Raw genomic sequence first — 10,580 nt, 5'->3', positions numbered from 1 at the left:
GCGGAGCGCCCCGGGAGGGTGCCGGGGAAGGCGGAGAAACCGTCCGAGGCGGCCGGGCCGGTGGCCGTCGCCACCGGCTTCGCCAGGTCCAGGTCGTCCCAGCCGGGCGGCTGGGCGGGGTCATGACCGGACTCGGTGAGACACACCGTGAAGGTGCCCGTGTGCGGCGCGGTCAGGCACGGTACCTGAACGTGTACGACCCATGGCACTGGGCGACCCGGCTGACCGGGTCGCCCATCGAGCCGTGCGCGGCGGCGGGCGCGGCGGACAGCGCGGTCAGGGCGAGCGGGCGGCGACGACGGCCTTGCGGCGTGCGGGCACAGGGGAACTCCTCGTGGCGGTCACCGGGGGCGGAAGCCCGGGCGGAACCCGTGGCGGTGTTCCGAAGCGAGGCCCCGCAAAGCCGCCGAACCGCTGCCGAGGGCGGTCCGAGGAGATCCTCGTGGTCCCTGAGGGAGTGCTCAGGCCGGGCTCGGGCGGCCGTGTTCCCCGACCTCGCGCGCCGGTCCCGGCGTCACGGGACCGGCCACCAGACGCGGGCGATGTCCTTGCGCACCTCGGGGCGGCGTTCGCAGGTGGGCTCGTCGGCCTCCTCGCGGAGCCGTCGGGCGTCCGTCTTGCGCGGGGGCTTGTGCACGGTCACTCGGCGCATGGCTGCCTCCTTCTGGGCCTACCGTGTTCCGTGTTCTCACGGAGGTAGACCGGTTCGGGGAGAATTCCTCATCGCTTCCGTTATGTCTGTGGCGCCCGTCACGATTCGGCCACCCGCGCCGGGTGTCACCCCCCGTCACCGAGCAGGGACGTGAAGTGCTCGCCCCGGGCCAGCGCCTCCAGCTCGTCCAGGGCCGCCAGGGCCGCGCGGGCCGCGTCCGGGTCCGTCCCGGTCAGGCCGCTCTGCGCGAACTCGTCCTCGTCCAGCCGACGCACGTCCGTGCCGTCGGCGGAGCGCCACAGGTCCAGGTCGAGGTCCTCCACGACCAGCTCGGCGCCGGACAGCACCGCCGGGCGGGCGATGTCGCAGTACCAGCCCTTGAGGACGCCGGACGGGTCGCGGACCTCCATCACCGCGTACCAGCGGTCCCGCCAGTAGTACTCGGTGAACACGTCACCGGGCTCGAAGCGCACGAAGCCGAAGTCGCGCACGCCGGCGCCCGCGAAGGGCGCGCGGACCACGATCCGGGTGCCGTCGTCCCGGAGCAGCTCCGCCGGGTAACGGATCTTCGTCCGGCCCGCCTTGACCAGGACGACCTCCACCACGGTGTTCGGTTCAGCCGAGTTGCCGGACATGGCGCACCTCCGTCGCGCGAATCTCGTACCCGAACCACCTGTTGATCGCCAGCATGGCACTGTTACCCGCGTCGTTGCCCGTGAACGCCTCCGTGTACCCGGCGGCCCGGGCGCGGTGCAGCGAGTCGCTCTTGGCGAGCTTGGCCAGACCTCGGCCGCGGAAGGCGCGGGCGGTGCCGGTCATGGCGGTGGCGTACCGGGTGGCGCCGTCCGTGCAGGCCGCGCTGAAGGCGACGGGCCGGCCCTCGGCGACCACCACGGAGGTCAGGTCGCGGTCGAGCAGCGGGTGGTCCCAGGTCTCGGCGAGCCAGGCCTCGTAGTCCGTGAACTCGGCCGCCACGTCACCGGGTTCGTCCGCCGTCACCTCCGCGTCCAGCGCGAACACCGGGCGCGGGTCGTCCGCGTAGTCGGCCGCGGTGCGCAGCTCGACGCCGGGCGGCGGGGTGCGCGGCGGCGGCAGCGCGCGGTGCGCGAGGCCCAGGCGCAGGAAGTGCGCCGAGCGGCTCGGGCGGTAGCCGTGCCGCTCGGCGAAGGCCCGGTGGGCCGGCTCGTCCAGCACCCAGGCGAAGAGCCGCGTCGCCCCGTGCGCGGCCAGGTGCTCCTCGGCGGCCCGGACCAGCAGCGAGCCCGCGCCGCGGCGGGTGCGCCGCGGATCCACGTAGACGTTGAGGGAACCCTGGCCCGGCTGCGGGCTGTCGTGGGCGATGCCCACCTGTGCCGTGCCGACGACCTCGCCGTCCAGCTCGGCCACCAGTGAGCGGTGGTGCGCGGCGGGATGGGCGTGGGTGACGGCGTGGGCGACGGAGTCCGGGGTGGACACCGTCCAGGGCAGGGCGAGGTGGCGCACCCGGGCGAACGCCTCGGTGTCGGCCCGCTCCCCGGGGCGCAGATCGCGCACGATCACGGTCATGGGCCGGGACGTTACGCGGGGCCGGGCCGGGGTGCCTCCCATTTTGCCGCCGGTACGGGAGAATCGGCCGGGTGAGCTTGCAGATCGACATCGATGAGGGCGCGGCGGCGCCGCCGTTCGAGCAGGTGCGGGCGCAGATCTCGGCGCAGGCCCGGTCGGGCGCGCTGCCGGTGGGACACCGGCTGCCGACCGTGCGGGGACTGGCCGAGTCGCTGGGGCTCGCCGCCAACACGGTGGCGAAGGCCTACCGGGCGCTGGAGACGGACGGCGTGATCGAGACGCGGGGGCGCAACGGCACGTTCGTCGCCGCGGCGGGGGCGGCGGCGGACCGGGCGGCGGCGGAGGCGGCCCAGGCCTACGCCGAGCGGGTGCGCAGGCTCGGGCTCGGCGAGGAGGCGGCCCTGGACGCCGTACGGGACGCGCTGCGGGCGGCCTACGGGGCGTGAACCGGGCCTGCGGGGACCGCCGGTTTCAGCGCCGGACCGCCAGGCCCCCCGGCGTGCGGGTGACCCGTCGACCCGCCCGGGCCGCCAGCTCCGCGAAGGCCACCGCGTCCGCCACCGCCGCCCCGCCCGGGTCGTTGTTGAAGTAGGCGTAGACGTCCTCGGTGTCGGACCAGGCGGCGGCGGTGCGGTCCAGCCAGGTCCGCAGGGACCGGCGGCCGTAGCGCGGCCAGGGCCGGGCGCGGCCCTGGTGGAAGCGGACGTAGCCCCAGTCGGCGGTGCGCCACAGCGGCGTCACCGGGCGGGCGCGGACGTCGGCCCAGCACAGGGCCGCCCGCCGGGACCGCAGCACCTCCGCCACCTCCGGCGTCCACCACGAGTCGTGGCGGGGTTCGACCGCGATCCTCGTACCGGCGGGGAAGCAGGCCAGGCAGGCGTCGAGCAGCGAGGGGTCCGCGCGCAGGGTCGGCGGGAGCTGGAGCAGGACGGGGCCGAGGCGGCCGGCGAGGCCGGACGCGTGGGCCATCAGGCGGTGCACCGGCTCCTGCGGCTCCTTCAGGCGCTTGATGTGCGTCAGGTAGCGGCTGGCCTTGACCGCGACCACGAAGTCCGGCGGCACCCGCTCGCGCCACGCCGCGAAGGTCTCGCGCGCCGGCAGCCGGTAGAACGCGTTGTTGACCTCGACCGTGGCGAAGCCCGCGGCGTACTCCTCCAGCCACAGCCGGGTGGGACAGCCGTCCGGGTACAGCAGCCCGCGCCAGTCCTTGTACTGCCACCCCGACGTGCCGACGAACAGGGTCATACGTCCATCGAAGCACCGGCCGGACGGCCCGTCACAGGTACAGCCCCGCCTCCGACCCGCCCCGCGGCTCCGGCAGCGCCGTCGGGGACGTGCCCCGGCGCAGCGCGTACAGCTCGGCCAGCGTCGCCCCCTCCCGGCCGACGCCCTCCTCGGTGCCCAGCCAGGCGACCGCCTCCGGCCGGGTCAGCGGCCCCACCTCGATGCGGGCCAGGCAGCGGCCGGGGCGGACGACGGCCGGGTGCAGGCGTTCGAGGTCCTCGTTGGTGGTGACGCCGACCAGTACGTTGCGGCCCTGGCCGAGCAGCCCGTCCGTCAGGTTCAGCAGCCGCGACAGCGCCTGCCCCGCCGTGTGCTTGGCCTCGCCGCGGATCAGCTCGTCGCAGTCCTCCAGCAGCAGCAGCCGCCAGCGGCCCTTGCCGGTGGAGTCGTCCTCGCCGATCGCGATGTCCATCAGATAGCCCACGTCGCTGAACAGCCGCTCCGGGTCCAGGACGCAGTCCACCTGGCACCACTCCTGCCACGAGCGGGCCAGCGTGCGCAGCGCCGAGGTCTTGCCGGTGCCCGGCGGGCCGTGCAGCAGCAGCAGCCGGCCCGCGATGTCCTGCGGGGTGGTCCTCATCAGCCGGTCCATGGCGTCCGCGACCGGCGCGGTGTAGTTGGGGCGCACCTCGTCCCAGGTGCCCGCCGAGATCTGCCGGGTGGTGCGGTGCGGGCCGCGCCGGGGGGAGACGTACCAGAAGCCCATCGTCACGTTCTCCGGCTGCGGCTCCGGCTCGTCCGCCGCGCCGTCCGTCGCCTGGTCGAGCACCTTCTTCGCCAGGTCGGCGCTGGTCGCCGTCACCGTGACGTCCGCGCCCCGGTTCCAGCGGGAGACCAGCAGGGTCCAGCCGTCGCCCTCCGCGAGCGTGGCGCTGCGGTCGTCGTCGCGGGCCATGCGCAGCACGCGCGCGCCGGCCGGCAGCAGCGTCGCCCCGGACCGGACCCGGTCGATGTTCGCCGCGTGCGAGTACGGCTGCTCGCCCGTCGCGAAGCGGCCGAGGAACAGCGCGTCGACGACGTCGGACGGCGAGTCGCTGTCGTCGACGTGGAGCCGGATCGGCAGAGCGTCGTGTGGGTTCGCAGACATGCCGCCATGATCGGGCACGCGGGCCCCGCGTGCACCCGGTTTCCACGGTGCGCGCGGAGTGTCGGCCGCACGCCCTTTCTCCCGCTGTGCCCCGTTACGCCCGGCCGTGCAGCCGCACCTGTACGACGTCTGCCTCAGCCCCCGCCGTTCCTGTCGCCGCGAGGGACGTCATGCGGCGAACACGGGAGCGAGGCGCCGGTGGCGTGCCGCGCTGCTCGGCGGGTCGGCGGCCGTCGCGTCCCCGGTGGCGACCCCGATCGGCACGCTTCCCGGCGGCGGCCCCCGTGGGCCGGGACGGTCGCCGCGAACAGGCCGCCCACCACCAGCAGCGGCACCACCCGCTCCCGCCGGCCGGCGCCGCCTCCGCCTCGCCGGGGCGCAGCCGCGTCCGGAGCGCGCGGGGCGCGGAACCAGACCAGCAGGACCGCCACGAGCACGACAGAAGGCGCTGTCCACGGCCCGGACGGAGGTTCCCCGGAGGCGATGCCCGCCCCCGGGGAACGACCTGTCACATCAGGCTCGTCCGCGTCACGGAACGATCTTCAGCAGCCGGTTCGGCGAACCCGAACCGGGGCCGGTGACCACGCCGCTGGACGCGCCGCCGACCAGGGCCGAGGCCACCTGGGCCGGGGTGGCCGAGGTGTGGCCCGCCAGGTAGACCGCGGCCGCGCCCGCCACGTGCGGGGTCGCCATCGACGTGCCGGAGATGGTGTTGGTCGCGGTGTCGCCGGTGTGCCAGCCGGCCGTGATGGACGAGCCGGGGGCGAAGAGGTCCAGCGCCGAGCCGTAGTTGGAGTAGCTCGCCCGCGCGTCCGTGCTGGTGGTGGCGCCGACCGTGAGGGCCTCGGCGACCCGGGCGGGGGACGCCGAGGAGGCGCTGGTGTTGCTGTTGCCCGCGGCGACCGCGTAGGTCACGCCGCTGGCTATGGAGTTGCGTACGGCCGTGTCCAGCGCGGTGGAGGCGCCGCCGCCGAGCGACAGGTTGGCGACCGACGGCCCGGAGTGGTTCCGCGTCACCCAGTCGATGCCCGCGATCACCCCCGCCGTGGTGCCCGAGCCGTTGTTGTCCAGCACCCGGACGGCCACGATCCGCGCCCGCTTGGCGACTCCGTACGTGGTGCCCGCCACCGTGGTGGCCACGTGGGTGCCGTGGCCGTTGCCGTCCGAGGCGGTGGTGTCGCCGTCGACGGCGTCGTAGCCGTAGGCGGCCCGGCCGGTGAGCTGCGCGTGGGTGATGCGCACGCCGGTGTCGATGACGTAGACGGTCACGCCGGAGCCCGCGCTGTCCGGATAGGTGTAGGTGCCGGACAGCGGAAGCGAGGTCTGGTCGATGCGGTCCAGGCCCCAGGGGGCGTTGGACTGGGTGGCGGCGAGCCGGACGCGCTGGTTCTGCTCGACGGAGGCCACGGCCGGGTCGGCGGCCAGTCTCTTCGCCTCGGTCGCGGAGAGGGTGGCGGTGTAGCCGTTCAGCGCCGTGCCGAACGTGCGGTTGACCGAGCCGCCGTACTCCTCGACCAGGTCCCTGCCCGAGGTCGACGCCGCCTTGAGGCCGGCGTCCTTCTTCAGGGTGACGATGTAGCTGTCCTTGACGGCGGTGGGGGAGCCGGCCGCCAGGACCGTGCCCTCGGCCGGGGCGGCCTGGGCGGGCAGTGCGGTGAGCCCGCCGACCAGGGCGGCGGCCGCCAGGCCGGACAGCGTGGCGAACCGGACCGTCCTGAGACGCAGTGGTGCCATTGCGAGGGTGTCCTCTCCAGGCGGCGCGCGCCCGTGGTCGGGGCGCGCGCATGTGGGGGGTGCGCGCGTCGTCGCGCACACGGCCCGGGGCGTCGCGTACCGCCCGGGGCTGCGGTACAGCCTGGGCCGCCCGCCGAGGCGGGACAATACAGTTGACGATCTGTCAACAAATCTGTCATGGGCACGCAATCGAACGGGTGATGAACGAACAGATATGCGCCGGGTCTTGGGGAAAAGATTTGGCATGGACGCTTCCGCTCAACACGCGTGGTTGGTACCACGGTTGAGGCAGAGATCCTGCTAAAGGGAGGTTCCATGAGACGTTCCCGACTTGTCCTGTCCCTCGGCTCGCTCCTCCTCGCCGTCACGGCGGCGTTCACCGGCGCCGCGTCGGCCCAGGCCTCGGAAACCGCCGCCACCGGCTATGCGGCGCTCGGCGACTCCTACTCCTCCGGCGTCGGCGCGGGCGGTTACATCGGCTCCAGCGGCGACTGCAGGCGCAGCACGCGCGCGTACCCGTACCTCTGGGCCGCCGCCAACTCACCCTCGTCCTTCAGTTTCACGGCCTGCTCGGGCGCCCGAACGGATGACGTTCTGGCCGGCCAGCTGGCGCCCCTCGACGCGAGCACCGGACTGGTCTCGATCAGTGTCGGCGGCAACGACGCCGGCTTCGCGGACGTCATGACGACGTGCGTCCTGCAGTCCGACAGCACGTGCCTGTCCCGCATCAACACCGCCCGGGCGTACGTCGACACCACGCTTCCCGGCAAGCTCGACTCGGTCTACTCGGCGATCCGCGGCAAGGCCCCCTCGGCCCACGTCGTCGTGCTCGGCTACCCCCGCTTCTACCAGCTGGGCCAGGCCTGCCTGGGCCTGTCCGAGACCAAGCGCAAGGCCATCAACGACGCCTCCGACCACCTCAACACCGCCATCGAGAAGCGCGCCCGGAACTACGGCTTCACCTTCGGTGACGTCCGCACCACCTTCACCGGCCACGAGATCTGCTCCGGCTCCTCCTGGCTGCACAGCGTCAACTGGCTCAGCATCGGCGAGTCCTACCACCCCACCGCGGGCGGACAGTCCGGCGGCTACCTGCCGGTGTTCGACAACGTCGCCTGACCCTCACGGAGTCGGCGAAGGCGAAGGCGAGGGGGAGGCCCCGTCGGCCGGGGTCTCCGCCTCGCACGTCACCGAGAACGCCACCGCCTCGGACGCGGTGTGCGCCGGCTCGCGCACCTCGACGCCGATCGCGTTCTCGTAGGTCCCGCCCTCGTCGTACGCCGTGACGACGACCCGGTCCCGCCCGGTCCGGCTGCCGCCCTCCGGGAACGACAGCGTCTGCCATCCCGGATCGATCACCTCGCCGTCCCGGGTGACCCACCGGTAGTCCACCTCGGCCGGCAGCCGGCCCACCGTGAAGGTCGCCGTGAACACGGGCGCCCGGTCGTCCGGGGGCGGGCAGGGGCCGGTGTAGTCCGTGCGGTCGCCGGAGAGGCTCACGGCCACCGTCTGCGGTGCCGGCCTGGGCGACGGCGTCTCGCTCGGGGTGCCGGTCTCGTCGTCGGTGGCGGTCTCCTCCCGCGGGGTCGGCTCCGCCGTCCCCGCCGTCCCCGCCGTCCCCGCCGGCCGCGGGACCTGCGGGGCGGAGGTGGTGGTGTCCCCCGCCGTGCCGCCGTCCCCGCCGCCGCCGTCGTCGTCGAGCAGCGCGTACGTCAGCCCGCCGACCGCCAGCCCCAGCGCCGCGACGCCCGCGACCAGCGCGGCCACGGCCCGGCGGTCCCGGCGCCGCCCGGTGTCCGCCGCGGCGGTGGCCGGCCCGGGCCGCCCGGTGCCGGAGCGCGGCCCCCGGTGGGCGGCGAGCGTCGGCGGGTACGGGGTGTACGGCGTCGTCGGCGCGGTGTGCGCGCGGGGGGCGCCGGCGTCAGCGGAGGCGGTGCCCCCGGCGCCGATCGCCCGCAGATCCCGCTCGGCGCGTTCGGGCGACAGCCGCGCTGCCGGGTCCTTGCGCAGCAGCCCCTCGATGACCGGGACGAGCGGCCCGGCCCGGCGCGGCGGCGGCAGCGCGTCGTCCACGATGGCGCGCAGGGTGCTCAGCGGGGTGTCGTGCCGGAAGGGGGAGTGGCCCTCGACCGCCGCGTACAGCAGCACGCCCAGCGACCACAGGTCGGACCGCGGGCCCGGCGTGCGGCCGAGCGCCCGCTCCGGCGCGAGGAACTCCGGCGAGCCGACGACCTCGCCGGTCATCGTCAGCGCCGAACTGCCCTCGACCGTCGCGATGCCGAAGTCGGTCAGCACGATCCGGCCGTCGTCCGACAGCAGGACGTTGGCCGGCTTCACGTCCCGGTGCAGCACCCCGGCCGCGTGCGCGGCGCGCAGCGCGGACAGCACCTCGGCGCCGATGTGCGCCGCGCGCCGCGGCGCCAGCGGGCCCTCGGCGTCCAGCAGGTCCGCCAGGGAGACGCCGCGGACCAGCTCCATCACGATCCAGGGCCGCTCCTCCTCCGTGGCCACGTCGTACACCGTCACGACGTTGCGGTCCGCGACCCGGGCCGCCGCCCAGGCCTCGCGTTCCAGGCGGGCGTACATCCGCTCCACGTCGGCGGCGGGCAGCCCCGCCGGGGCGCGCACCTCCTTGACGGCGACCTCGCGGTGCAGCAGCTCGTCGCGGGCCCGCCACACGGTGCCCATGCCGCCCTCGCCGAGCGGGGACAGCAGGCGGTAGCGTCCGGCGATCACGCGTTCACTGCCCGGTTGCACGGACACGGCGCCCCCCTTCGCAGCCGCGGGTGATGTCTCGTCTGATTTCTCCCCAAAGTAGCTCACCCGAATGCGGACGCGGCCCCCTGAGCACCAGGCCGGCGCCCAGGGCCACGACAGCGCACGCGGCACCCGCCGGCGCGGTACGGCGGACCAGCGCGACCGGGGGAGCGGCGGTCCAGCGCGGCCGCCGGGCCAGGGCGCGGCCGGCGCCGGCCCCGAACCCGGCCACGGAGAAACCGGCGGCGCTGAGGGCGGGCGCCGGCCCGGCACCGCAGGCGACGACGAGCAGCAGTCCGAACCGGGCACCGGGCGTCCGCCGACGGTGAGTTCGCCGTCCCGGGCGGCGGCCGCGCACCGCCGCCCGGCCCACGCGCGCACCGAGCCGTTCGGCGTCGGGTCCGGCCCGGGCCGCCGGCATCTCGGCGAGGCTGTCACGCCGTCCGCCCTCCGTGCCGACGTGCTGTCACCGGGGGTCCGGCGCCGGCGCCGGAGCGGATCGGTCGCGGGAGGGAACAGATTCGCCCGCGGCCCGGCCCGCGTTTTCGGCACGCTGGTCCGTACTCCCGTCCGGAGGTGGGTGCGGTGCGGACGACTGATGTCACGGGACGGCCCGGGTACGGCCGGGGAGAGGGGGAGCGCGTGGAGGCGGACAGACTGCTGATCCGCGTCGCGAGCGGGGACCAGCGAGCGTTCGAGGAGCTGTACGCACTGGTGTCCGCACCGGTGTTCGGGCTCGTCACGCGAGTGGTACGGGATCCGGCGCAGTCCGAGGAGGTGGCCCAGGAGGTGCTGCTCGAACTGTGGCGGTCCGCCGCCCGCTTCGACCCCGCCCGCGGCAGTGCCCTGGCCTGGATTTTCACGCTGGCCCACCGCCGCGCCGTCGACCGGGTGCGCAGCGCCCGCGCGGCGGGCGAGCGGGAGCGGCGCGAGGCCCTGCGGGCCGGGACGCCCGCCTTCGACCAGGTCGCCGAGGAGGTGGAGGCCGGACTCGAACGGGAGCGGGTGCGCCGGTGCCTGGACCGGCTCACCGCCCTCCAGCGGGAGTCCGTCACCCTCGCCTACTACGACGGCTACACCTACCGTGAAGTGGCCGAACGGCTCTCCCTGCCGCTCGGCACGGTCAAGACCCGGATGCGCGACGGACTGACCCGGCTGCGCGAGTGCCTCGGAGGAGTCGCGTGAGCTTCCCGGACCGTCCGCACCCCCGGCGCCGAGGGGGGCACGGCATGAACCTGCTCGACCGTCTGCGCGGGGGCGGCGACCCGCACGGCCTGGCCGCGCCCTACGCCCTTGACGCCCTCGAACCCGGTGAGCGCGCCCGCTTCGCGCGGCACCTGGCGCGCTGCGAACGCTGTGCGCGGGAGGCGCGGGCGCTCGCCGAGGACGCGGTGCGCCTCGCCTGGTCCACGGCCGCCCCGGCGCCGGCCGCGCTGCGCGACCGGGTGCTGGCCGCCGTACGCACCACCGCGCAGGAGCCGGCCCCCGCGCGCGAGTCCCGGCTGCCGCCGCGGGCGCGGG

Annotated in this window: 11 protein-coding genes and 1 pseudogene; 4 read left to right on the top strand and 8 right to left on the bottom strand. The window is 75.3% G+C overall.

What is annotated here, in order from left to right; all coding sequences use genetic code 11:
* The 4 genes and pseudogenes from ACFF45_RS33115 to ACFF45_RS33100 form a co-directional block, all read right to left on the bottom strand.
* Window positions 1-280, bottom strand: a pseudogene (locus ACFF45_RS33115) (lytic polysaccharide monooxygenase); the annotation flags it as partial.
* A gap of 234 nt (window positions 281-514) precedes the next feature.
* Entirely contained in the window at window positions 515-652 is a 138-nt protein-coding gene (locus ACFF45_RS33110; protein ID WP_381350637.1) for a hypothetical protein, read from the bottom strand.
* A gap of 125 nt (window positions 653-777) precedes the next feature.
* Entirely contained in the window at window positions 778-1,287 is a 510-nt protein-coding gene (locus tag ACFF45_RS33105) for a ribonuclease FAU-1 family protein (protein ID WP_381350636.1), read from the bottom strand.
* The gene (locus ACFF45_RS33100) at window positions 1,268-2,197 is read right to left on the bottom strand and encodes a GNAT family N-acetyltransferase (RefSeq protein WP_381350635.1); all 930 of its coding nucleotides are present in this window, start codon (window positions 2,195-2,197) and stop codon (window positions 1,268-1,270) included. Before ACFF45_RS33100 ends, ACFF45_RS33105 begins: the two co-directional genes overlap by 20 nt.
* A 71-nt stretch (window positions 2,198-2,268) precedes the next feature.
* Between ACFF45_RS33100 and ACFF45_RS33095 the strand changes: the two genes are divergently transcribed.
* Window positions 2,269-2,643 carry a GntR family transcriptional regulator gene (locus ACFF45_RS33095; RefSeq protein WP_381350633.1) on the top strand — a complete coding sequence of 125 codons (375 nt, stop codon included), beginning with the start codon at window positions 2,269-2,271 and terminating at the stop codon, window positions 2,641-2,643.
* Window positions 2,644-2,668: 25 nt separating this feature from the next.
* On the opposite strand, the gene ACFF45_RS33090 is transcribed toward ACFF45_RS33095, so the two are convergent.
* The 3 genes from ACFF45_RS33090 to ACFF45_RS33080 all read right to left on the bottom strand — a co-directional run bounded on the left by ACFF45_RS33090 (window position 2,669) and on the right by ACFF45_RS33080 (window position 6,302).
* Window positions 2,669-3,442, bottom strand: a complete 774-nt coding sequence (locus ACFF45_RS33090) for a DUF72 domain-containing protein (protein ID WP_381350632.1) — start codon at window positions 3,440-3,442, stop codon at window positions 2,669-2,671.
* 31 nt (window positions 3,443-3,473) lie between these two features.
* The gene (locus ACFF45_RS33085; RefSeq protein ID WP_381350631.1) at window positions 3,474-4,568 is read right to left on the bottom strand and encodes a DUF5925 domain-containing protein; all 1,095 of its coding nucleotides are present in this window, start codon (window positions 4,566-4,568) and stop codon (window positions 3,474-3,476) included.
* A gap of 528 nt (window positions 4,569-5,096) precedes the next feature.
* Window positions 5,097-6,302 carry a S8 family peptidase gene (locus ACFF45_RS33080; protein ID WP_381350630.1) on the bottom strand — a complete coding sequence of 402 codons (1,206 nt, stop codon included), beginning with the start codon at window positions 6,300-6,302 and terminating at the stop codon, window positions 5,097-5,099.
* Between the two features lie 315 nt (window positions 6,303-6,617).
* Here ACFF45_RS33080 and ACFF45_RS33075 point away from each other — a divergent pair, with 315 nt between their 5' ends.
* Complete coding sequence (locus ACFF45_RS33075) at window positions 6,618-7,421, top strand: SGNH/GDSL hydrolase family protein (protein ID WP_381350629.1); 804 nt, start codon at window positions 6,618-6,620, stop codon at window positions 7,419-7,421.
* Window positions 7,422-7,424: 3 nt separating this feature from the next.
* On the opposite strand, the gene ACFF45_RS33070 is transcribed toward ACFF45_RS33075, so the two are convergent.
* On the bottom strand, window positions 7,425-9,065 hold the full coding sequence (locus ACFF45_RS33070) for a serine/threonine-protein kinase (RefSeq protein ID WP_381350628.1): 1,641 nt from the start codon (window positions 9,063-9,065) through the stop codon (window positions 7,425-7,427).
* A gap of 636 nt (window positions 9,066-9,701) precedes the next feature.
* On the opposite strand from ACFF45_RS33070, the gene ACFF45_RS33065 reads away from it, so the two are divergent.
* Both ACFF45_RS33065 and ACFF45_RS33060 read left to right on the top strand, forming a co-directional pair.
* Window positions 9,702-10,244, top strand: coding sequence for a sigma-70 family RNA polymerase sigma factor (locus ACFF45_RS33065; protein WP_381350644.1), 543 nt, complete (start codon window positions 9,702-9,704; stop codon window positions 10,242-10,244).
* Between the two features lie 44 nt (window positions 10,245-10,288).
* The coding region (locus tag ACFF45_RS33060) for an RskA family anti-sigma factor (protein WP_381350627.1) at window positions 10,289-10,580 on the top strand (292 nt) is incomplete at its 3' end.

It is taken from the genome of Streptomyces cinereospinus, from assembly GCF_042430725.1.
Taxonomy (GTDB): Bacteria; Actinomycetota; Actinomycetes; order Streptomycetales; family Streptomycetaceae; genus Streptomyces; species Streptomyces cinereospinus.
The sequence above is the reverse complement of the archived record's forward strand: the minus strand, read 5'-3'. Positions and strand labels throughout refer to the sequence as shown.

Excerpts from the sequence above, each read along its gene's own strand:
- ACFF45_RS33110 (WP_381350637.1), bottom strand. The coding sequence starts at position 652 with ATGCGCCGAGTGACCGTGCACAAGCCCCCGCGCAAGACGGACGCCCGA.
- ACFF45_RS33105 (WP_381350636.1), bottom strand. The coding sequence starts at position 1,287 with ATGTCCGGCAACTCGGCTGAACCGAACACCGTGGTGGAGGTCGTCCTG.
- ACFF45_RS33100 (WP_381350635.1), bottom strand. The coding sequence starts at position 2,197 with ATGACCGTGATCGTGCGCGATCTGCGCCCCGGGGAGCGGGCCGACACC.
- ACFF45_RS33090 (WP_381350632.1), bottom strand. The coding sequence starts at position 3,442 with ATGACCCTGTTCGTCGGCACGTCGGGGTGGCAGTACAAGGACTGGCGC.
- ACFF45_RS33085 (WP_381350631.1), bottom strand. The coding sequence starts at position 4,568 with ATGTCTGCGAACCCACACGACGCTCTGCCGATCCGGCTCCACGTCGAC.
- ACFF45_RS33080 (WP_381350630.1), bottom strand. The coding sequence starts at position 6,302 with ATGGCACCACTGCGTCTCAGGACGGTCCGGTTCGCCACGCTGTCCGGC.
- ACFF45_RS33075 (WP_381350629.1), top strand. The coding sequence starts at position 6,618 with ATGAGACGTTCCCGACTTGTCCTGTCCCTCGGCTCGCTCCTCCTCGCC.